The organism is Arthrobacter sp. 10N44_2, assembly GCF_056394385.1.
In genome coordinates this window covers 141592-163301 of the sequence record NZ_JBFTHT010000002.1, presented here as the reverse complement: position 1 = coordinate 163301, position 21710 = coordinate 141592, and the positions used below count along the sequence as shown (strand labels likewise).

Genomic DNA, 21710 nt, shown 5'->3' with positions numbered 1-21710 from the left:
CTGTCCTCACCGCCCCTGAACCCGGGATATGGGGGCAAACATCTCTGCCGGCAGGGCGATCCCCATTTCGGCGAATTTTTCAACGAAACGCGGTCGAACACCGGTGGCCACGGTCTTTCCGATGAACCGTCCGTCGGCGTCGACTCCGGCAGCGTAGTCGAAGACGAAAGCGTCCTGAAGCGTCACGACGTCACCTTCCATGCCCAGGACTTCCGTGATGTGGGTCACTCGGCGTGTTCCGTCCTTGAGCCGGCTCAATTGCACGATCACGTGGACAGCGCTCGCGATTTGCTCGCGGATAGCCCTCAACGGAAGATCCATCCCTGCCATGAGCACCAGGGTTTCCAACCGGGCGATGGCGTCCCGCGGCGAATTCGAGTGCACGGTGGAGATAGATCCGTCGTGGCCGGTGTTCATGGCCTGGAGCATGTCCAGCGCTTCACCGCCGCGGACTTCGCCCACCACGATCCTGTCCGGCCTCATACGCAGGGAGTTCCGCACGAGATCCCGAATATCGACGGCTCCTCGGCCTTCAATATTTGCCGGCCTGCTTTCCAAGCGGACCACGTGATCCTGCTGCAGTTGCAATTCCACGGCGTCTTCGATAGTGACAATTCGCTCGTCGTCGGGAATGAAGGAGGACAGGACGTTGAGCAGAGTGGTTTTTCCGGTGCCGGTGCCACCGGACACGATGATGTTCAGACGGGCCTTGACACACGCATCCAGCACCTGGGCCATGGCCGGAGAGATGGAATCAAACGTGATCAGGTCGTTCACGGTCAGCGGGGCAGCCGAGAACTTGCGGATGGTCAAGGACGGGCCGTCCACCGCCAGCGGCGGAATGACAGCGTTGACGCGGGAACCGTCCTGAAGACGGGCATCAACCAGCGGCGACGACTCGTCGATGCGGCGCCCGATCCTCGAAACGATGCGTTCAATAACCCGCCGCAGATGGGCATCCGAGCTGAAGGTGGTGCCGGTCAAGTGCAGCCGGCCGCCGCGCTCCACATAGATTCTGTTGGCTCCGTTGACCATGATTTCCGATACCAGGGGGTCATCCAGAAGCCGTTGCAGGGGGCCAAAACCCAGGATTTCGTCGACGATCTCGCGGATCAGGCGGCGTCGTTCCTCGGGCGTCAGGGGGACCTGCTCGTCGTCGATGAATGCCCCGAGGGCCTCCCGGACCATCCGCCGGACGTCGCCTTCGTCGAGGCTGTTATCCGTAATCCGGCCGCCCAGGCGGGTGGTGAGCTCGTCCGCGGCGCGTTTCTTGATGCCGGCGAGTGCGTCCGGGGTCGCGGTCAGCGGCGCCTTTGAGGAGTCCTCGAAGCGCCCACCACCACTTTTCGAAGGCACGGGTGCAGCTAGCGGTGCCGGCTTGCCTTGTGGATGGCCTGTTGGCATGCGGCCCTCGGCAGTCATGCCTGCGGCTTCCAGCCGGTTGATGAGACTCATGAGATATCCGCCCTTCGGGGGACGTTCTTACCGGAAAGTGACGACCCAGCACCCGCTTGCAACCGGTCCACCAGGTTTCTGAGGCCCTTCAGGGCAGGATCCCTCCGATTGTTATGAAGCAGTGGGACCCCGACATTCGTTGAGAACGGCAGCGTCTTGGAGCGAGGCAGCAGGATGTCAACGGGAAGGCCGACCGTGGCCTCGACATCCTGCACAGTCAGGCCGCTTCGCTTGTCTTCGAAATTCAGAACGATGGTGTTCGACGGTGGCATGAGGTCCAGTTGACGCAGGACTTCCAGCCCGTGGTTCAGTCCTCGGATGCTGGGGATGTCCATGCCGCATACCCAAATGCCGTCGGTCGCCAGCTCCAGGACGGCCAGGACCACATCGCCGAGGCCTGGTGCGGTGTCCAAAATTACGTAGGGGAACTCCAGCGAGAGTTGGTTTATCAGGGTAGTCACGTGCACCGGCTTGACCAGGTCCGCTTCCGCAGGCCTTTTTGGGGCGCACATGGCGTAGGCACCCGACGGATGCCTGCTGAGAAAGGCCTTCAGCACCATGGAATCATTCGAGGCCTCTCCCGTCACCGCGTCGCTGATGGTGTACTCCGGTTCCAGCCCCATGCCGGAGGCGACATCTCCGAATTGGAGGTCGAGGTCAACAATTACGGCGCCCATCGGGGCCAGTTTGGCCAGGCCCACGGCAACGTTGGTCGAGACGGTGGTTTTCCCCACGCCGCCCTTAGGCGACATCACGGGGATCACCCGTCCGCGGGCGCGTGGCTGACTAGCTTCCTCGGCAGCCGCGAGTTTGCGGGTGCTGGAGGCAAGGGCTGCGCGTTCTAGTGCCAGGCGCATTTGGTCCGGTTCCGCATCAGGACTAATCACGTCCCGAATGCCGGACCGCATGGCGGCCAGTGTCCGTTCGGGCGTCGAGCCCCCCGCTAGGACGATCACTATGTCGGGGTACAGCTGATCCAGGCTGGCAGCCAGGGACAACGCATGCTCGGCGTTCGCGTCGGGACCGAAGATGATGACATCGACGGCGCCGCCTTTGTTACGGGCAAGCACTCCAGCGGGGGTTTCGCCGTGCATTGCGGGTTCGGCAACCTGGAGCTCATGGGCTGTTCCCAGCGACGTGGCGAGCCGGTGCTCGAACTCGGCTGCTGCGGTAAGGGCTAGAAAGCGGCTCATTTGAAGATGCCGATCGTGCTGACTGGCGTGCGGTCGCTGGCCGGGGTCTTCACTGACTGCTTGGTCAACCAAATATTGCCGACGCGGGCACTCAGAATGATTTTGGCCGAGTCAGTGGAATTGCGGGCCAGGGTGACGAACGATGAGCCGTTGGGAACGGCAGACATCCCCTTCTCTGCAGCTCCATCGCTAGGCGGGGCCTGCTGGACAGCGGTGACGAGTACTTTGTCGAAAACCAGTTGCGTGCTGGCCATCTGTGACGACGCCGGGTCAGTTTGGGTGACGTAGAGGCCCACAAGGTCACCTGCCCGGAGAGTGCCGCCCACCACGCTTTCCGGCGGGAGGAGGATAGTGACTTCCTGCATGCCGTCAGGGACTTTAACAGCTCCAGGCGTGGTCTGTTGCGACGGATCGACGAGACGGCTCGCAAGGACCTGCTCCCCGGGTTCCAATGCGACGGACGTGACTTGCCCGCTGGAACCGTCAAGCGAAGTCAGCGCACCTTCGGCCTTAGCCGCACTGGGGATGGACCGGACCTGGACATGCGAGGCCAGGTCTTCCACTTTTGTTCCGGCTGGAACCGGAGTGTCGACGACGACGATGTCAACAGGTTCGAGTGATTCCTGTGCCCGGCGGTCGGCATTCGATACGTAGTTGACCAGCATCAGTGTGCCGGCGATCGCCAAGACCAGCGCAGCTAGCCCTGCGAGTAGTCGGGATTTCATGGTTACTTCCTCACCTCTTGATACACCTCAACAATGCGTGGACGCACGCGCTGGCGTCAGGGTTGTGTGCGGCTGCCCGCCCACTAACGCCTCTGCCGGCTGCCCCGATGCAGGGAACAGCCGGCAGAGTGGTGGCTTCGGGCTAACCGACAGGAGTCGTCTTGTTGACGATGTTCTGGAAGGCCGAGTTGAGGTTGGTGCCCAGGGTGGTCACCGCGACGATGATGACCACCGCGATGAGGGCCACCATAATTCCGTATTCAACGGCGGTGGCGCCCTTTTCCTCGTCCGAGAGGCGGTTCTTGATTCCAGAGACAAAAGCGAGCATTGAGACCATGAGACCAGTCATTTTCTTTTCCTTTTCCAGAGATTTGAATAGTGAACGAATTTCCGGCAAATCCCCTTTGCGTATTTGCTGGAGCTTCGTTGGAACAACATTTGCACGGCCGCAAACGGCACGGCAATGAAGTTCGATACTCGACTTTTGGAAGGAAAATGTGGACACCACCTGCCCGCATTTGAGAGGTGTACTCAGTTTCCAAGTAGGGGCGGGGCCCGATTACTTGGTTTAATAAGGCGTCTTACTTAATCGGCACCTTTGCGCGTGCGGAGGCTACCTAGGGCAGCAGCAGGATAACGGCCAGGCCGGCTGCCAGCATGGAGGGCCCGTAGGCCACTTCCTTTGGCTTGTTTCCGCGGTTTTTCAGCATAATGACAGCCGAGGCGAGACCTCCGGCGACGAATCCCAGTGCTCCGCCGTAGAACAAGTGGGGCCAGCCTAGGTAGCCCAAGTACAGGCCAAGCGGCGCGGCGAGCTTCACATCACCCATTCCGAGGCTGTTTCGGCTGGTCAGGGCAAGAAAGAGGTACAAAACGAACAAAATTAAGGCGCCGGCAGCTCCGCGTAGCAGGCTACCTGCCTCGCCGGACATCCCTGCGGCGATCCCAAGAAGCACAATTCCGGCTCCCAATAGGGGTAAAACCATCCGGTTGGGCAGTAAATGGTGCAAAAGGTCGATTCGCGCCAGCTGGACGCCGGCAACCGCCAGTAAGACATAGGCGGGGAGCTCGGGGGAGGGCCCGAAGCGCCAGGCCAGCAGGGCCGAGAGTGCAAAAGTGGCCGCCGCCGTCGTAATTCTCAGTCGTACCGTCAGCGGTCCGCTGACATGGGGGAGTACGCGCCCGATGAGGAGCTCTGCCAACTGGCCCAGGCACGCTCCCAGGAGGCCAACGCCGGCTATAAAGAGGATCCCGGTTGACGGTCCGGTCGGCTGCACGGAGAGCAGGGAGATGGAGCCGGCGGTGACGGGGTGGGACACGGTTCCTCCAGGGATGCGGCGGGCCGGCATGGGACAGTCTGCGCAACGAGAGGGGCAGACAGGATGCATCCGGACACCCCATTTTGACCCAAGAGGCCGCAGTCGGCTATTCTTGGTAGTCGTTGTGCGTGTCCTATCTCGATGGTGCGTGCCCGCTTGAGAATCCGGTTGCAGGATAGCTACTCAACGTGCACATTCGAGACCTCAGGATGACTGGTTACATAGAGCCCTCACCTCTGTTCCGGTAGCGCATAGATAGTAGGTGCACCGTAAGAGTGACGCCTAAAACAAGAACGCCAGAACAAGAACGAGGCAAACACCGTGCGTACGTACACCCCGAAGCCCGGCGATATCAACCGCCAGTGGCACGTCATTGACGCCACCGACGTTGTCCTTGGTCGTCTTGCCAGCCAGACCGCAATCCTGCTGCGCGGCAAGCACAAGGCCACCTTTGCGTCCCACATGGACATGGGCGACTTCGTCATCATCATCAACGCTGAAAAGGTTGCCCTCACCGGCGCCAAGCTGGAGCAGAAGCGCGCATACCGCCACTCCGGCTACCCGGGCGGCCTGACCTCCGTCAACTACGCGGAGCTGCTTGAGTCCAACCCGGTTCGCGCCGTGGAGAAGGCCATCAAGGGCATGCTCCCGAAGAACTCCCTCGCTGCACAGCAGCTGGGCAAGCTGAAGGTGTACCGCGGTGCAGAGCACCCCCACGCCGCCCAGCAGCCCAAGACTTTCGAAATCACCCAGGTCGCCCAGTAGTCCTGGCCACCAACCAACTTTTTATCAAGGAGAATCGTGGCTCAGAACGAAGAACTGACCACCGAAGCCGTTGAGGCTGAGGAAAACCTGACCAGCTACACCTCGGAGAGCGGTGCTGCGGAAGCAGCTGCGCCGAAGAAGGAACGCCCGGCACTGACCGTTGCCGGCGCTGCAGTTGGCCGTCGCAAGGAAGCCGTCGCACGCGTTCGCGTTGTGCCGGGCTCTGGCAAGTGGACCATCAATGGCCGCGAGCTGGCGAACTACTTCCCGAACAAGCTGCACCAGCAGGATGTCAACGAGCCCTTCAAGATCCTCGATCTTGACGGCGCCTACGACGTCATCGCCCGTATCCACGGTGGCGGCATCTCCGGCCAGGCCGGTGCCCTGCGCCTCGGCATCGCCCGTTCGCTGAACGAGATCGACACCGAGAACAACCGCGCCACCCTGAAGAAGGCCGGTTACCTGCGTCGTGACGCCCGCGTCATCGAGCGTAAGAAGGCTGGTCTCAAGAAGGCTCGCAAGGCTCAGCAGTACTCCAAGCGCTAATCCCGCTTGGGGCGCAAAGCGCCCCTCCGAAAGCCCGTTCCGCCACTCGGCGGGACGGGCTTTCGCCGTTTCAAGGGCCCCTTATTTGGTGAGTTGGAAGTACTGTGCTCCGTCGATGTCCTCGGCAACGAACCGCTGCCTGACCCATTCGACGATTCGAGCTGACTCGCCGCGCCCTTCAACAGTGAGCGGCGGCAGACCCTGGATCACGACAGATCCCACACGCCCCTCCTCTACCAGGACTTTGAACTGCTCGAGGGTCGGGAAAGGGTCTGTGCCATCGAAGCCGCCGAGTGGCAGGACTGCCCGGCCCAGCTCCAGTTGATAGTTGGCCGCCGACTCTGAACCCACCACGGCTGCCGCCCACGCGGCGGACGAGGGCGACTGGCGGAGGCGTTCCAACAGTGCCGGTGACGGCACGTCACCGAACACAACCGTCAGGAGGCTTGAGGGCGTATCGGGGGACGAGCGGGACCGGTCATCTGTCCGAAACCCGAAGATGCTGGGTCCGGCGTTAACTCCTGCTCCTGTGTGAGAGTTCAGAACTGTATTCATCGACCAGATGACGGGCCCGGTGAACAGCGTGGCCACGAGAAGAAGTGAGGACGCTTTTGCCACTCGGGGCCCCGGGGCCCGAACGAAGACTGCAGCGATGGCTAGGCCCCATAGACAGAGCATGACGACCGGCATCCACGGAATCTCCTGCACCGAATAGGCGGCGGTGATGCAGGCAAAGGCCATGCTCACGATCAAGGTGAGGCCGGTCAGAATCCGAATTCTGGTCCGCTGCAGGCCACGAAGGAAGTGCATCAAGGCAACCGCGGCCAGGATGCACAGGGGCGGCACTGCCGTGAGTACGTAGTAGGGATGCACGATTCCCGACATGAAGGCCAGCACAGTTGCTGCGCAGACAAACCAGATGCCGCAGGCCAGGAGAAGCGCGCGTGCCCCGGGCCGCCCTTGGCGCCGCCTCAGATACCAGACGGCCAGGCAGAGCCCCGCAATGGCCAACGGAAGGAACCAGCCACTTTGACCGGAGAACTGCGGCTGGAGAAACCGTTGGAAGCCAGCGTCCAGTTTGTCGGCGGTCCCCGCACCAGGAGCCATTGTCCTGCTGGCATCCGCGCCAGTGAGGCGGTCCAGCCCGTTGTAACCAAGGGTCAGTTCGATGACGCTATTGTTCCTTGATCCCCCGATGAACGGTCGCTGGGAGGGGCTCGTCAGCTGGACCACAAGCAGCCACCATCCCCCGGTCACGGCGGCAGCCCCGAGTGCGCCCAAAAGTTGCCAGCAACGCTTAACCGCAGGAACGCGCGCAAAGGCCAGGTAGGTCATCCCCACGGCCGGCAACACCAGGAGAACTTGGAGTTGTTTGGTCAGGAACGCCGCGCCCGTAAGGACTCCAGCCAGCAGGAGCCACCGAATCCGGGAGCTGTCCACAGCTTCGAGTGTCAAATAGACAATGCCAATCATGAGCAGCGTCAACAGCGCGTCTGGGTTGTTGTAGCGGAACATCACCGTGGCAACTGGAATGACTGCCAGGAACGTGCCGGACAAAAGTGATGTCGCGGCATCGAAGCGCTTGCGGACCATGCGGTAGAGGAGATAGACGCTGACGACGCCCATGACGGCCTGCGGGAGGAGCAAACTCCAGGAGTTGAGCCCGAACATCCGGACCGAAAGTGACATGACCCAGAGGCTGAGCGGGGGCTTGTCCACGCTTATGGCGTTGTTCGGATCGGACGAACCGAAGAGGAACGAGGTCCAGTCGAGCGAGCCGGACATCGCAGCCGCTGAATAGAACGAATTCGCCCACCCGTTACGGTCAAGCCCCCAGGTGTAGAGCAGCGTTGTGCAAGTAAGGAGAATCAGCAGTGCCGGCCGCTCCCAGACTGGATCCGGCAACCGGCCGCGAATAACTCTGGCCACAAGTTCCGGCGTCCGATGCTGGGACCCGACGCCGCGTGTACCGGTTGCACCCGCGGTGTCAGCCGCGATGCGGCTCACTGGGCTGCTCCTTGGGCGGGCGCCAGGGCGAGTGCGGCGGTCCGGCCGCCGCTGCGGCTGTCGCGGAATACCCAGACTCGCAGCAGCACGAATCTCATCAGGGTTGCGAGAATATTTGCCCCGGTAAGGATTATCAGTTCAAGGTTCGGAGGGGCGTCGGCGTTGACCGTGTGGAGGATGGCCAGCGACGACGACGTCATGGTCCACGCGAGCAGGAACACGACCAGGCCTTGGATTTGCTGTGTGAATAGCTTGACCGGCCCGCTAATGCCAAACGTAAAACGGCGGTTGGCCGCTGTGTTGCCGATGGCGGTCAGCAACAGGGCCATGAAATTTGCCTGCTGCGCACCGAATGGAGCCTGAAGGACAAGGTACAGCAGCGCAAAGGCGATGGTGGACAGCGCCCCGACGATTCCGAACCGGAGTACTTGGCCAAAGAAGCTGGGCCGTCCCGGAGGGGCGATCGGCCTGCGACCCAGTTCTGCATAGATGGCTTGAACCGGGATGGTCCCCTTGAAAAGAGCTCCGGCAACGCGTACCAGACCACGCAGATCATCCAACGCGGTCTGTTTGATGTCGACTCGGCTGTCGGGGTCGTCAATCCAGTCCACGGGAATCTCGTGGATCCGCAGGCCGGAGCGCTCGGCGATGATCAGCATTTCCGTGTCGAAAAACCAGCCGTTGTCCTCGATGTGGGGGAGAATCCTCCTAGCTACGTCTGCGCGGAGGGCTTTGAATCCACATTGGGCGTCGGAGAACTTCACCTGAAGGGTCCGTCGGAGCAGATAGTTGTAGGACCGTGAAATGAACTCGCGCTTTGGCCCGCGGCTCACCCGGGAACTCTGCCCCAGTCTGGTTCCGATGGAAATGTCCGAGTGGCCAGACAGCAGCGGAGCTACGAGTGGGGGCAGGGCGGCGAGGTCCGTTGACAAATCGACATCGAGGTATGCGACGACGTTGGCCGAGGATGCGCTCCACGCATCCCTCAGCGCGAACCCGCGTCCCTTGACCTCAAGCCTTCGGTGAACAACATTTGGCAACTGCGCCGCTAAGCGTTGGGCAATAGTAGAAGTATTGTCCGTGCTTGCATTGTCCGCAATCGTAATTTGCCACGTCGAAGGCATTTCTTGCGATAAGTAATTCGCGAGCTTAGTGATGCTGTTTTCGAGTACGGCCTGTTCATTAAAGACCGGTACTACGATTTCGAGCGCCAAGCCCCCAGAGCTAGGTTTCATGCCACGAAGCCTAAACGCATCCTGGAAAAGGCAGTAGGTTTTTGGGGAAAGTAGAGTACAAGAAACTTCAAAACCAAGTAGTCGGCCAACCCGCTTGGCTCGGGTGGCCATTTCCATGTGCCGGGATCGTCGCCTCTACGGCGGATTGATGGCGTGCACCCCCTCGTGTGGCCGGCCATCGACTAAGCTTGGTCCGATGTCTAGATTATTTGGAACCGATGGAGTCCGGGGCCTGGCGAACGGGTTGCTGACCGCCGAGCTCGCCTTGCAGCTGGCTCAGGCCGCCGCCGTCGTACTTGGCCATGACCGCAACACGACCGGAAAGCGGCCGATCGCAGTGGTGGCACGCGACCCGAGAGCCAGCGGCGAGTTCCTCGCGGCTGCCGTCGAGGCGGGGCTCTCCAGCTCGGGAATCGACGTCTACGACGCCGGCGTGCTGCCCACCCCGGCCGCCGCCTACCTCGTGGCGGACCTCAACGCCGACTTCGGCGTCATGATCTCCGCCTCCCACAACCCCGCGCCGGACAACGGCATTAAGTTCTTCGCCCGCGGCGGCCAGAAGCTGCCCGACGACGTCGAGGACGCCATCGAAGTGCAGCTCGGCAAGGAGCCCTTCCGGCCCGTCGGCGGTGAGGTGGGACGCATCCAGCGCTTCTCCGACGCCGAGGACCGCTACATCGTGCACCTGCTCGGCACGCTTCCGCACCGCCTGGACGGCCTGAAGGTCGTCCTCGACTGCGCCCACGGCGCGGCCAGCGGCTGTTCCCCGCAGGTGTTCAAGGACGCCGGGGCCAACGTGATCGTCATTGGCGCCGAACCTGACGGGCTCAACATCAACGAAGGGGTCGGCTCCACGCACCTCGGCCCGCTCAAGCGGGCCGTCCTGGACCACGGGGCGGACCTCGGCATCGCGCACGACGGCGATGCCGACCGCTGCCTCGCCGTGGACCACGAAGGCAACGAGGTGGACGGCGACCAGATCATGGCCATCCTGGCCGTGGCACTCAAGAACGCCGGAAAGCTTAGGGATGATGTCCTCGTGGCCACCGTCATGAGCAACCTCGGCCTGAAGATCGCCCTGCGCGATGCCGGGATCAGCCTGCGCGAAACCGGCGTGGGGGACCGCTACGTCCTCGAGGAAATGCGCAACGGCGGCTACAGCCTTGGCGGCGAGCAGTCCGGGCACGTAATTTTTGCCGACCACGCCACCACCGGCGACGGCGTACTGACGGGACTGCAGATTGCTGCCCAGGTGGCACTCACCGGCCGCCCGCTCAAGGAGCTGTCCACGGTGATGACCAAGCTGCCCCAGGTCCTCATCAACGTCAAGGGCGTGGACCGTACCCGGGTCAAGGGCGATGCGGTGGTGGCGCAGGCAGTATCCGCGGCAGAATCCGAACTCGGCGACACCGGACGCGTCCTGCTGCGCCCCTCGGGCACCGAGCCGGTGGTGCGCGTGATGGTGGAGGCCGCAGACCACAAAACCGCCCAGGGCGTCGCGGAGCGACTGGCCCAGGTGGTCCGGACCGAACTGGCTTTGGAGCTCGTCCCCGAGTAGCCGTCCGGCAACCGTTTCGTCCGCGAATCGCTGTGCCCGGCGACGCCGGGTTTCCCCACCTATGCCCGCGTCCGACGGCGTGTGGGCCGGTTGCGCCGGCGTGTGCCGGCGTCGTGGTGGCAAAGATGGGGAAATTCCGCGCGGACCGACGCTGCCCCACGGGTAGGCGGGCGCCGCCCTACAAGTACGCCGGGGCGGCTTCCAGGCCGAAGTATTCCTCGAGCGTGCCGATGCCGCGGGCGCGCATGTCCGCGGCCGCCTCCTTGCCGATGAAGCGCAGATGCCATGGCTCGTAGAAATACCCGGTGATTTCGTGCAGCATCCACGGGTAGCGGACCACGAAGCCGAAGCGGTGGGCATTCGCCTTTGCCCAGATCGCCGCCGGACGGTCCTTGAACTGGGGCGTGAAAGAGTCCGCCCCGCTGCCGTCGCCGATGTCGAACGCCCAGCCCGTCTGGTGCTCTGAGTAGCCGGGCCGGGCCGAGGCGGTGTCTGCCTCCGCCTGTCCGCGGGAATTCACGTAGCTGCCGTAGGTGGCCCGCTGCGTCGCGAACGAACGGTACCCGCTGGCCAGGGTGATGATGACGCCGTCGGCAGCCGCGGCCGCGAACATCCTCTCAGCCGCTGCCGCCGTCGTGCCGTTCACCAGCGCCGCCTCGCCCGACGTTGCCAGGCGGACGGCCGGCCGGGCCAGGTCCGGCGGCACAAAGGTGGCGGGGGAGAGCGGGCGGTGTTTGTTGACGACCACCCACGGGCTGGTGGGGTCCGAGAGGGAATGTTGCGGCCCCGGCGCCGCGGCCGAAGGAGGGTGCGCCGCGGCCGATGGAGTGACAGACGGCGCCGTCGTCGGCGTCTGTGCCGCCGCAGTGGTGCTTTCCGGAACGGAAGCCGACGATGAGCTTGCCGGCGGGGTCGACGCCGCGGCGGCGGCGGTCGGCGTCGAACTGCCCGTGCCCGGCGTCGGCCCCGGCGTGCCGGACGGGGTGAAGGACTGGGCCGGGGTGCAGGCGGACAGCGCCGCGAGGCCCGTGCCCGCCAGCAGCAGGCGGCTGAAGGCCCGGCGGCTCGGCGATTCCTGGCCGGCTTCCTGCCGTCCCGCCGTCCCGTCCGCGTCGTCGTAGCACATCTGTGCTAGACCTTCCTCAGCAGCATCCGGCGGATGGAGTGGTCGGCGTCCTTGGTGAGGACCAGTTGCGCGCGGCCCCGGGTCGGGAGGACGTTTTCCTCGAGGTTGGGCTCGTTGATGCGCTTCCAGATCTCACGGGCGGTCTCTTCGGCCTCGGCATCGGAGAGTGTTGCGTAACGGTGGAAGTACGATTCCGGTTGGGCGAAGGCTGTGCTCCGCAGTTTGCGGAACCGGTCCACGTACCACTCCTCGATATACGAAGTTTTCGCGTCGACGTAGATGGAGAAATCGAAGAAGTCGCTCAGGGCCAGGCCCTGCCTGCCGTCCTGCCGCGGCCGGGCCGGGGCCAGGACGTTCAGCCCCTCGACAATCAGCACGTCCGGGCGGCGCACCACCACTTCCTTGCCGGGGACGATGTCATAGGTGACGTGGGAATACCAGGGGGCCCGGACTTCCTCGGCGCCGCCCTTGATCTCGCTCACGAAGCGCAGCAGGGCACGGCGGTCGTAGGACTCCGGAAAACCCTTGCGCTCGAGTAGTTGCCGGCGCTTGAGCTCGGCGAGCGGGTAGAGGAATCCGTCCGTGGTGATGAGCTCCACGTTGGGGGTGCCGGGCCAGCGCCTGAGCATTTCGCGCAGGACGCGGGCGATTGTGGACTTGCCCACGGCCACCGAACCGGCCACGCCGATCACGAACGGCGTGCGCTGGGTGCTTTCGCCGAGGAAGGTGGTGGTGGCCGCGTGAAGCTGGCCCGCGGCTTCCACATAAAGGTGCAGGAGCCGGGACAGCGGCAGATAGACCTCGCGCACTTCCTTGATGTCGAGGGGGTCCCCGAGGCCGCGAAGGCGGAACACATCCTCTTCATTAAGGGGCTGCTCCATCTGGGCAGCGAGCCGGGACCAGGTCTGCCGGTCCAGCTCCACGAACGGGGAGACACCTTCCCCGTTCGCTTCATTGCGTTGCAAAGTCACCCTAGAGATTCTGCCCTTCACAACGCCGAGAGCGAAATGGACTGGCCGGTGGAAGCCGGGGCAGGCCGTCCTGAGCCCCGTGCAGGGGCCGTCACGCCCCGCCGTCCCACGTCCTCCCTCCCGGAAACCCGCTAGGCTTATGACCATGTGTGGAATCGTTGGATATGTGGGCCACTCAGATGGCCGGGTAAATGCTGGACACAATGCCTTGGACGTTGTCCTTGAAGGATTGCGGCGCCTGGAGTACCGCGGCTACGACTCCGCGGGTATCGCTGTAGTGGCCGATGGCACGATTTCTTCCCGGAAGAAGTCCGGCAAACTGAGCAACCTCATTGCGGAGCTGGACGCCCGCCCGCTGCCGGAATCCCTCACGGGAATCGGCCACACGCGCTGGGCGACGCACGGCGGCCCGACGGACCAGAACGCGCACCCGCACCTGTCCGACGGCGGCAAGCTGGCCCTGATCCACAATGGCATCATCGAGAACTTTGCCGAGCTCAAGCTCGAGCTCCAGCGCAAGGGCGTCACCTTCGAATCCGAGACCGATACGGAAGTGGCGGCTGCCCTGCTCGGGGATGTGTACCGGAACCAGCTCGGCGGTGACGCCAGCAACGGCGGCCTCACCCGGGCCATGCAGCTTGCCTGCCAGCGGCTCGAAGGCGCTTTCACGCTCCTCGCCGTCCACGCCGACCAGCCCGACGTTGTGGTCGCTGCCCGCCGGAACTCCCCGCTCGTCGTCGGTCTCGGCGAAGGCGAGAACTTCCTCGGTTCCGACGTCTCCGGCTTCATCGACTACACGCGGCGCGCTGTGGAACTCGGCCAGGACCAGATCGTCACGATCACCGCCGACTCCGTGGAAATCACGGACTTCTACGGGGCCCCGGCCGAGGGCAAGGAATACCACGTCAACTGGGACCCGGCCTCGGCGGAAAAGGGCGGCTTCCCGTCCTTCATGGAAAAGGAAATCCACGACCAGCCGGATGCCGTGCTGCAGACCTTGCTGGGCCGCTCCGACATCCACGGCAAGCTGACGCTTGATGAGCTCCGCGTCGATCCGCAGCTGCTCAAGAACGTCAACAAGATCATCGTCCTCGCGTGCGGCACCTCCGCCTACGCCGGGCAGGTGGCGAAATACGCCATTGAGCACTGGTGCCGGATCCCCACCGAGGTCGAGCTCTCGCACGAATTCCGCTACCGGGATCCGATCGTGGACGAGAACACGCTGATTGTCTCCATCTCCCAGTCCGGCGAGACCATGGACACCCTCATGGCGGTCCGCTACGCCAAGGAACAGGGCGCCAAGACCGTCTCCATCTGCAACACCAACGGCTCCACCATCCCGCGCGAATCGGATGCCGTGCTCTACACGCACGCCGGACCCGAAATCGCCGTGGCCTCGACCAAGGCGTTCCTGGCCCAGATCACGGCCGCCTACCTGCTGGGCCTTTATTTGGCACAGCTGCGCGGCAACAAGTTCCAGGGCGAGATCAAGGACATCCTGGCCGACCTGGGCAAAATCCCGGCCAAGATCCAGCGCATCCTCGACAACGAGGCCCAGATCAAGGAACTCGGCCAGTCCATGGCTGACGCCAAGTCCGTGCTGTTCCTGGGCCGCCACGTCGGTTTCCCGGTGGCGATGGAGGGCGCGCTGAAGCTCAAGGAGCTCGCGTACATCCACGCCGAGGGCTTCGCCGCAGGAGAACTCAAGCACGGCCCGATCGCACTGATCGAGGAAGGCCAGCCCGTCTTCGTGGTGGTCCCGTCCCCGCGCGGCCGCGACTCGCTGCACTCCAAGGTGGTCTCCAACATCCAGGAAGTCCGTGCCCGCGGCGCCAAGACGATCGTGATCGCCGAAGAAGGCGACGAGGCCGTCAAGGCGTACGCCGAACACGTCTTCTACATCCCCGAGACCCCCACGCTCCTGGCGCCGCTGCTCGCAACGGTTCCGTTGCAGATCTTCGCCCTCGCACTCGCCTCGGCCAAGGGTTACGACGTGGACCAGCCACGCAACCTGGCCAAGAGCGTGACCGTAGAATAACGCCATGATTGTTGGCATAGGCGTAGACGTCGTAGACATTGAGCGGTTCGGGCGCCAGCTTGAGCGCACCCCCGGGCTGCGCGACAGGCTGTTCGTCCCCGCCGAGCGGGAACTGAACACGCGGTCCCTCGCCGCGCGGTTTGCCGCGAAGGAGGCCGTGGCCAAGGTGCTGGGGGCGCCGGCCGGCATGAACTGGCAGGACTGCTGGATTGGGCTGGACCAGAACGGCCCCACCGTCCAGGTCAAAGGCACCGTGCTGGCCGTGGCGGAGTCCAAGGGCGTCAAGCGCTGGCACTTGTCCATGAGCCACGACGGCGGGATCGCCACGGCGACGGTTGTCGCCGAAGGCTGAGACGGCCGTCCAGGCAGAACCGGCCCCAGCGCCGAGCATTCCCCAGCGACCGCGAATGGACTGAAACCATGATCAGCGCCTACACCGGAACCCAAGTGCGAGAGGCCGAAAAGCCATTTCTCGACGAAACCCTGGGCTCCGGTGCGGGCGCTGTTCTTATGCAGCGGGCCGCGTACGGCCTCGCCAACGCCGTGATCCGCGAACTGCGGAGCCGCGGGCAGCGGCTGTACGGCTCCAGCGTGGCCGTGCTGGCGGGCAAGGGCAACAACGGCGGAGACGGGCTCTTCGCCGCCGCGCTGCTGGCCCGCCGCGGCATGCGCACGACGGCGGTGCTCACCGCGGGCGCGGCCCACGACACCGGGCTGGCGGCGTTCCGGAAGGCCGGCGGGCATGCCGTGGCCCTCACCGGTGACAACGCGGCCGAACTCGCCGCGCTGGCCGGCGGCGCCGACGTCGTGATCGACGCAGTCCTCGGGACCGGAGCCCAGGGCGGGCTGCGTGGACCGGCCGCCGAACTGGTCGCGGCCCTGGAGCGTTCCCGGCCAGGCTCCCGTTCCCCCTTGGTGGTGGCCTGCGATATCCCCAGCGGGGTGGACGCGGACACGGGGGAGGCGCACGCACCGGTGCTGGCGGCCGACATGACGGTGACCTTTGGGGCCGCCAAGGCCGGCCTGCTGGCGGACCCGGGCGCGGACTTCGCGGGCGCCATCCGGGTGGTCCCGATCGGAATCGAGCAGGCGCTGCCATGGCCGTCCCTGCGACGGCTTGAGGCCGCAGACCTGTCCGCCCTCCTGCCACGCCCGCAGCGGCGGGCGCACAAGTACTCCCGGGGGGTGCTGGGGGTGGTCGCGGGCTCCGGCGCTTATCCCGGCGCCGCGGTGCTGGCCTGCCAGGGCGCCCTGGCAGCCGGCGCCGGAATGGTGCGGTACCTGGGGCCGCCGGACGTCGCCGACCTGGTTCGCCGTTCCTGTCCCGAGGTGGTGTGCAGCGCCGGCGCCGTGGCCGACACGCACGTTCAGGCGTGGCTCGTTGGCTCCGGACTCGATGACTCCGATGAGGAGCAGTTGCAGCGCGCCCGTGACGCCGCAGACTCGGGCCTGCCGACGATCGCCGACGCCGGCGCGTTGCCGGCCCTGCCTGATGTGCTCGCCCCGCAAGTGATCCTGACACCCCACGCCGGCGAACTGTCGGCATTGCTTCAGCGCCTCGGGGCTGGGTTGGACCGCTCCGCCGTCGAAGCATCCACCCTCAGCGCTGTGCGGCGGGCTGCGGGCCTGACTGAAGCCACCGTGCTGCTCAAGGGCGCCACGACCCTTGTGGCCTCCCCCTTCCAGGACTTCTTCAGCCAGTCCGAAGGCACGCCCTGGCTCGCCACGGCAGGCAGCGGCGACGTCCTGGCCGGAGTCATCGGCGCGCTGCTGGCCCAGTTGGGCGCCGACGTCGGGCGCTTCGGTGCATATGACATCGACCCCGACGCCAGATGGGCGGCGATCGCGGCGATGGCAGCCAGCATCCACGGTCTTGCCGGAGTCCGGGCTTCCCGCGGGGGGCCAGTGACCGCAACGGCCATCGCCCGTGCCATTCCGGAGGTGATGCGGGAGCTGTAACAAACGGGGGCGCTCCGAGCGCCCGGGCAAATACTAACCCTACTTACAAGTAGTCTGTCTAGAGAATATTCGTTCCGCACGAGGAGTACACATGGAAGTCTGGCCCGGATCGGCTTACCCGCTGGGAGCCACTTTTGACGGCACTGGCACCAACTTTGCCCTGTTCAGCGAGCGTGCCGAGCGGGTGGAACTGTGCCTCCTCGCTGACGACCTCACCGAAACCCGGATCGAACTGACCGAAGTGGACGGCTACGTGTGGCACTGCTACCTGCCGCAGGTCCAGCCCGGACAGAAGTACGGCTACCGGGTCCACGGCCCGTACGAACCCGAACACGGCAACCGCTTCAACCCGAACAAGCTGCTGATGGACCCCTACGCCAAGGCCGTCCAGGGCCAGATCGACTGGGACCCGGCGCTCTTCACCTACGAATTCGGCGACCCCGACTCGCGCAATGACAGCGACTCGGCCCCGCACACCATGCACGGCGTCGTCATCAACCCGTTCTTCGAGTGGGACGGCGACCGCCAGCTGCGGATCCCCTACCACCAGTCGGTCATCTACGAGGCGCACGTCAAGGGCCTGACCGAGCTCCACCCGGAAATTCCCGAAGAGCAGCGCGGCACCTATGCCGGCGTGTCCCACCCGGCCGTGATTGAGCACCTGAAGAAGCTCGGCGTCACCGCGATCGAGCTCATGCCCGTCCACCAGTTCGTCAACGACGGCACGCTCGAGGAGAAGGGCCTCAACAACTACTGGGGCTACAACACCATCGGCTTCTTCGCCCCGCAAAACACCTACAGCTCCTCCGGCGACGTCGGGCACCAGGTGCAGGAATTCAAGGCCATGGTCCGCGAGCTGCACAAGGCCGGCATCGAAGTGATCCTGGACGTGGTGTACAACCACACCGCTGAAGGCAACCACCTCGGCCCCACGCTGTCCTTCAAGGGCATCGACAACCAGGCCTACTACCGGCTGGTGGACGATGACCTGAAGCACTACATGGACTACACCGGCACCGGTAACTCCCTCAATGTCCGGCACCCGCACTCCCTTCAGCTGCTGATGGACTCCCTGCGCTACTGGGTGACGGAAATGCACGTCGACGGCTTCCGCTTCGACCTCGCCTCCACCCTGGCCCGCGAGTTCTACGACGTGGACAAGCTGTCCACCTTCTTCGAACTCATCCAGCAGGACCCGATCGTCTCCCAGGTCAAGCTGATCGCCGAGCCGTGGGACATCGGCCCGGGCGGCTACCAGGTGGGCAACTTCCCGCCCCAGTGGACCGAGTGGAACGGCAAATACCGCGACACGGTCCGCGACTTCTGGCGCGGCGAGCCCTCGACCCTGGGCGAATTCGCCTCCCGCCTGACCGGTTCCGCGGACCTCTACGAAAGCTCCGCCCGGCGCCCGGTGGCCTCGATCAACTTCGTCACGGCGCACGACGGCTTTACCATGCGCGACCTCGTGTCCTACAACGAGAAGCACAACGACGCCAACGGCGAAGGCAACAACGACGGCGAATCCCACAACCGCTCCTGGAACTGCGGCGAGGAAGGGGACACGGACAACGACCAGGTCCTGACCCTCCGTGCCCGCCAGCAGCGCAACTTCATCGCCACCTTGCTGCTCTCGCAGGGCGTCCCGATGCTCCTGCACGGCGACGAGCTCGGCCGCACCCAGCAGGGCAACAACAACACCTACTGCCAGGACTCCGAGCTGAGCTGGATCCACTGGGACGCGATGGACCAGCCGCTGGTGGAGTTCACCGCCGTCGTCAACAAGATCCGGCACGACCACCCGACGTTCCGCCGCAGCCGCTTCTTCGACGGCCGCCCGGTGGTCCGCGGTGAGGGCGAGAAACTGCCGGACATCGTCTGGCTGAAGACCGACGGCACCGGAATGCTCCCGGAGGACTGGGGCAGCGGCTTCGGCCGGACCATCGGCGTGTTCTACAACGGCCACGGCATCCAGGAACAGGACTCCCGCGGACGCCGGATCACCGACGACAGTTTCCTGCTCGGCTTCAACGCCCACGACGGCGACGTGGACTTCGCCCTGCCGGCCGAGGAGTACTCACGGTTCTGGGACGTGCTGGTGGACACCGCAGACCAGGCGGACACTGAGGCCCCCCTGAAAGCCGGGTCCGTGCTGAAGCTGGCGGCAAAGTCGATGGTGGTGCTCCGGGCCCACTCCGGCCCCGAGGTGGAGGTGGACTACTCCGCGGCAGCCTCCCTCGCCGCGATGGCCGAGCACGAGGATTCGGCGGATGCAGGTTCTGCGGTCCAGGCACCGGAAGCTCCGGCGGACCCGGCACCGGAGGCGCCGGCTCCGGCGGACCCGGCTCCGGAGGCCCCGGCAACCGGCGCCTCCAAGGGCCCGGCTAAAGCCTCCGGCTCGAAAAAGGCGGGGGCCGACAAGCCGAAGACCCCGAAGGGCCGGGCTAAATGAGAACCCCCGTCTCGACGTACCGGCTGCAGATCCGGCCCGGGTTTACGCTGCAGGACGCCGCGCAGACCGTGCCGTACCTGAAGTCGCTGGGCGTGGACTGGATCTACCTCTCGCCGATCCTCACGGCGGAGCGCGGCTCGGACCACGGCTACGACGTCACCGATCCCTCCGCCATTGATCCGGACCGGGGCGGCGCGGACGGCCTGCTGGCAGCGTCGGCCGCCGCGCGGGAGGCCGGCATGGGGGTGCTGGTCGATATCGTGCCCAACCACGTCGGCGTCGCGACCCCGGCCCAGAACCCGTGGTGGTGGTCGCTCCTGAAGGAGGGGCAGCAGTCCCGCTACGCGCAGGCGTTCGACGTCGACTGGGACTTCGGCGGCGGCCGGGTGCGGATCCCGGTGCTGGGGGACGACTCCGACGTCGACGCGCTGGAAATCAAGGACGGGGAACTGCGCTACTACGACCACCGCTTTCCGCTTGCAGAGGGCACGTATACCGCAGGTGACTCCACTGCAGACGATCCCCGCGAGGTCCACGACCGTCAGCACTACGAGCTGATCGGCTGGCGCCGGGCCGACGCGGACCTGAACTACCGCCGGTTCTTTGCCGTCAACAGCCTGGCCGGGATCCGGGTGGAGATCCCCAAGGTCTTCGATGAAGCCCACGCGGAGGTTGTGCGCTGGTTCCGGGAGGGGCTCGTCGACGGGCTGCGGATCGACCACCCGGACGGCCTCGCCGATCCGGAGGGATACCTGCACCGGCTGCGGGAGGCCACGGGCGGCAGCTACCTGCTGATCGAGAAGATCCTGGAACCGGGCGAGGCCCTGCCGGCCGGCTTCGAGTGCGAGGGCACCACCGGCTACGACGCCCTCGCTGACGTGGACCGGGTGTTCGTCGACGCCGCGGGCCAGGCGCCGCTTGACGCGCTCGACGCCGAACTGCGCGGCGGCGCTGCCGACTACGAGGACATGATCCGCGGCACCAAACGCCGGATCACGGACGGAATCCTGCACTCGGAGATGCTCCGGCTGGCACGGCTGGTCCCTGCCGCGGCAGGACTGGGCCAGGAAGCCGCGGCGGACGCACTGTCCGAGATCATCGCCGCGTTCCCGGTCTACCGCAGCTATCTTCCAGAGGGTGCTGACGTCCTGAAGGAGGCATGCGAACTCGCGGTCCGCCGCCGCCCCGAACTGGAAGGCGCCGTCGGCGTGCTGCTGCCGCTGCTGCTCGACGCGCAGGCAGCCCCCTCCGCAGAACTGGGCATGCGCTTCCAGCAGACCTCCGGGATGGTCATGGCCAAGGGCGTGGAAGACACCGCGTTCTTCCGCTACACCCGGCTGGGCACCCTGACCGAAGTCGGCGCCGACCCCACCGAGTTCGCCGTGGCACCGGAAGAATTCCACACCCGGATGGCCCGGCGCCAGGCCGAGCAGCCGTTGTCCATGACCACCCTCAGCACCCACGACACCAAGCGCAGCGAGGACACCCGGGCCCGGATCTCGGTGCTGGCCGAGCTCGCACCGGAATGGCAGGCATCCCTGCAGCGGCTGCAGAAGCTGGCGCCGCTGCCGGACGGCCCGCTGGCCAACCTGCTGTGGCAGGCCGTCGCAGGCGTCTGGCCCGCAGACCGGGACCGGCTGCAGTCCTACGCGCAAAAAGCCGCCCGGGAGGCCGGGAACTCGACCAACTGGATCGATCCGGACGAGGCCTTCGAGGCGAAACTTGCAGCCGCCGTCGACGCCGCCTTCGACACCCCGGAGGTGACCGCCGAACTGGAGTCCCTCGTGGCCCTGCTGGAGCCCTACGGGGCCGCCAATTCCCTGGGCGCCAAGCTCGTGCAGCTCACCATGCCCGGGGTGCCGGACGTGTACCAGGGCACCGAATTCTGGGACCGCTCGCTGACTGATCCGGACAACCGGCGGCCGTTCGACTTCGGTGCCCGCCGGCGCGCCCTCGCCGCGCTAGACGCCGGTGAGCGTCCGGCGTCGTTCCTGGACGATGCAGCGAAACTCCTCGTCACCTCGCGGGCCCTGCGGCTGCGCCGGGACCGGCCGGAGCTGTTCACCGGGTACGCCCCGGTCACCGCCACAGGCTCCGCCGCTGCGCACCTGCTCGCCTTTGACCGCGGGACTCCCGCAGCCCCGGGCGCGCTGACGCTCGCCACCCGGCTGCCCCGCGGCCTGGAGCAGCGCGGCGGCTGGCAGGACACGACCGTCGAGCTCGCCGCGGCCATGGCCGATGAACTGACCGGTGCCACACACGGTCCGGGCACCGTGGCGGTGGGGGAGATCCTGGGGGACTACCCCGTGGCCCTCCTGGTGCCCACCGCCTAAGCAGTCCTTCGATATGGGGAAAAGTACCGAC

At 65.3% G+C, this 21710-nt stretch carries 18 protein-coding genes; 9 read left to right on the top strand and 9 right to left on the bottom strand.

Features of this window, described 5'->3' with window-relative positions:
- Positions 1–6 precede the first annotated feature (6 nt).
- The 5 genes from AC1DBX_RS03675 to AC1DBX_RS03655 all read right to left on the bottom strand — a co-directional run bounded on the left by AC1DBX_RS03675 (position 7) and on the right by AC1DBX_RS03655 (position 4692).
- Positions 7–1455 carry a CpaF family protein gene (locus AC1DBX_RS03675; RefSeq protein WP_476931104.1) on the bottom strand — a complete coding sequence of 483 codons (1449 nt, stop codon included), beginning with the start codon at positions 1453–1455 and terminating at the stop codon, positions 7–9.
- Positions 1452–2549, bottom strand: a complete 1098-nt coding sequence (locus tag AC1DBX_RS03670) for a CpaE/TadZ family protein (RefSeq protein ID WP_476931103.1) — start codon at positions 2547–2549, stop codon at positions 1452–1454. Before AC1DBX_RS03670 ends, AC1DBX_RS03675 begins: the two co-directional genes overlap by 4 nt.
- A 95-nt stretch (positions 2550–2644) precedes the next feature.
- Positions 2645–3373 (bottom strand): Flp pilus assembly protein CpaB, encoded by a 729-nt coding sequence (gene cpaB / locus AC1DBX_RS03665; protein WP_476931102.1) that lies wholly within the window; start codon positions 3371–3373, stop codon positions 2645–2647.
- Positions 3374–3515: 142 nt separating this feature from the next.
- A complete protein-coding gene (locus AC1DBX_RS03660) occupies positions 3516–3722 on the bottom strand; it encodes a Flp family type IVb pilin (RefSeq protein ID WP_476931101.1) in 207 nt (68 codons plus the stop codon).
- Between the two features lie 268 nt (positions 3723–3990).
- Positions 3991–4692: a prepilin peptidase gene (locus tag AC1DBX_RS03655; RefSeq protein ID WP_476931100.1), complete on the bottom strand. Its 702-nt coding sequence runs from the start codon at positions 4690–4692 to the stop codon at positions 3991–3993.
- Between the two features lie 321 nt (positions 4693–5013).
- On the opposite strand from AC1DBX_RS03655, the gene rplM reads away from it, so the two are divergent.
- Both rplM and rpsI read left to right on the top strand, forming a co-directional pair.
- Positions 5014–5457 (top strand): 50S ribosomal protein L13, encoded by a 444-nt coding sequence (gene rplM / locus AC1DBX_RS03650; protein WP_015937805.1) that lies wholly within the window; start codon positions 5014–5016, stop codon positions 5455–5457.
- Positions 5458–5493: 36 nt separating this feature from the next.
- Positions 5494–6003: a 30S ribosomal protein S9 gene (rpsI, locus tag AC1DBX_RS03645; RefSeq protein WP_018773707.1), complete on the top strand. Its 510-nt coding sequence runs from the start codon at positions 5494–5496 to the stop codon at positions 6001–6003.
- An 81-nt stretch (positions 6004–6084) separates the two neighbouring features.
- On the opposite strand, the gene AC1DBX_RS03640 is transcribed toward rpsI, so the two are convergent.
- Positions 6085–8010, bottom strand: a complete 1926-nt coding sequence (locus AC1DBX_RS03640) for a glycosyltransferase family 39 protein (RefSeq protein ID WP_476931099.1) — start codon at positions 8008–8010, stop codon at positions 6085–6087.
- Complete coding sequence (locus AC1DBX_RS03635) at positions 8007–9224, bottom strand: bifunctional glycosyltransferase family 2/GtrA family protein (protein ID WP_476931098.1); 1218 nt, start codon at positions 9222–9224, stop codon at positions 8007–8009. Before AC1DBX_RS03635 ends, AC1DBX_RS03640 begins: the two co-directional genes overlap by 4 nt.
- A 217-nt stretch (positions 9225–9441) precedes the next feature.
- Between AC1DBX_RS03635 and glmM the strand changes: the two genes are divergently transcribed.
- Positions 9442–10803, top strand: coding sequence for a phosphoglucosamine mutase (gene glmM, locus AC1DBX_RS03630; RefSeq protein ID WP_476931097.1), 1362 nt, complete (start codon positions 9442–9444; stop codon positions 10801–10803).
- A gap of 178 nt (positions 10804–10981) precedes the next feature.
- On the opposite strand, the gene AC1DBX_RS03625 is transcribed toward glmM, so the two are convergent.
- A complete protein-coding gene (locus AC1DBX_RS03625) occupies positions 10982–11551 on the bottom strand; it encodes a M15 family metallopeptidase (protein ID WP_476931096.1) in 570 nt (189 codons plus the stop codon).
- 79 nt (positions 11552–11630) lie between these two features.
- Here AC1DBX_RS03625 and AC1DBX_RS03620 point away from each other — a divergent pair, with 79 nt between their 5' ends.
- The gene (locus tag AC1DBX_RS03620; RefSeq protein WP_476931095.1) at positions 11631–11924 is read left to right on the top strand and encodes a hypothetical protein; all 294 of its coding nucleotides are present in this window, start codon (positions 11631–11633) and stop codon (positions 11922–11924) included.
- Between the two features lie 10 nt (positions 11925–11934).
- On the opposite strand, the gene coaA is transcribed toward AC1DBX_RS03620, so the two are convergent.
- The gene (gene coaA, locus AC1DBX_RS03615; RefSeq protein ID WP_026266484.1) at positions 11935–12900 is read right to left on the bottom strand and encodes a type I pantothenate kinase; all 966 of its coding nucleotides are present in this window, start codon (positions 12898–12900) and stop codon (positions 11935–11937) included.
- A gap of 145 nt (positions 12901–13045) precedes the next feature.
- On the opposite strand from coaA, the gene glmS reads away from it, so the two are divergent.
- From glmS to treY, 5 genes are all read left to right on the top strand, one after another.
- Positions 13046–14938: a glutamine--fructose-6-phosphate transaminase (isomerizing) gene (glmS, locus tag AC1DBX_RS03610; RefSeq protein ID WP_476873012.1), complete on the top strand. Its 1893-nt coding sequence runs from the start codon at positions 13046–13048 to the stop codon at positions 14936–14938.
- Positions 14939–14942: 4 nt separating this feature from the next.
- Entirely contained in the window at positions 14943–15290 is a 348-nt protein-coding gene (locus AC1DBX_RS03605) for a holo-ACP synthase (RefSeq protein ID WP_018773713.1), read from the top strand.
- 68 nt (positions 15291–15358) lie between these two features.
- Positions 15359–16897: an NAD(P)H-hydrate epimerase gene (locus AC1DBX_RS03600; RefSeq protein ID WP_476931094.1), complete on the top strand. Its 1539-nt coding sequence runs from the start codon at positions 15359–15361 to the stop codon at positions 16895–16897.
- A gap of 91 nt (positions 16898–16988) precedes the next feature.
- The gene (gene glgX, locus AC1DBX_RS03595; RefSeq protein WP_476931093.1) at positions 16989–19346 is read left to right on the top strand and encodes a glycogen debranching protein GlgX; all 2358 of its coding nucleotides are present in this window, start codon (positions 16989–16991) and stop codon (positions 19344–19346) included.
- Positions 19343–21679 (top strand): malto-oligosyltrehalose synthase, encoded by a 2337-nt coding sequence (treY, locus tag AC1DBX_RS03590; RefSeq protein WP_476931092.1) that lies wholly within the window; start codon positions 19343–19345, stop codon positions 21677–21679. Before glgX ends, treY begins: the two co-directional genes overlap by 4 nt.
- Positions 21680–21710 lie beyond the last annotated feature (31 nt).

Bases quoted from the DNA above. Each gene is read 5' to 3' on its own strand.
- AC1DBX_RS03675 (WP_476931104.1), bottom strand. From the start codon at position 1,455: ATGAGTCTCATCAACCGGCTGGAAGCCGCAGGCATGACTGCCGAGGGC.
- AC1DBX_RS03670 (WP_476931103.1), bottom strand. From the start codon at position 2,549: ATGCACGGCGAAACCCCCGCTGGAGTGCTTGCCCGTAACAAAGGCGGC.
- cpaB (WP_476931102.1), bottom strand. From the start codon at position 3,373: ATGAAATCCCGACTACTCGCAGGGCTAGCTGCGCTGGTCTTGGCGATC.
- AC1DBX_RS03660 (WP_476931101.1), bottom strand. From the start codon at position 3,722: ATGACTGGTCTCATGGTCTCAATGCTCGCTTTTGTCTCTGGAATCAAG.
- glmM (WP_476931097.1), top strand. From the start codon at position 9,442: ATGTCTAGATTATTTGGAACCGATGGAGTCCGGGGCCTGGCGAACGGG.
- glmS (WP_476873012.1), top strand. From the start codon at position 13,046: ATGTGTGGAATCGTTGGATATGTGGGCCACTCAGATGGCCGGGTAAAT.
- AC1DBX_RS03605 (WP_018773713.1), top strand. From the start codon at position 14,943: ATGATTGTTGGCATAGGCGTAGACGTCGTAGACATTGAGCGGTTCGGG.
- AC1DBX_RS03600 (WP_476931094.1), top strand. From the start codon at position 15,359: ATGATCAGCGCCTACACCGGAACCCAAGTGCGAGAGGCCGAAAAGCCA.
- glgX (WP_476931093.1), top strand. From the start codon at position 16,989: ATGGAAGTCTGGCCCGGATCGGCTTACCCGCTGGGAGCCACTTTTGAC.
- treY (WP_476931092.1), top strand. From the start codon at position 19,343: ATGAGAACCCCCGTCTCGACGTACCGGCTGCAGATCCGGCCCGGGTTT.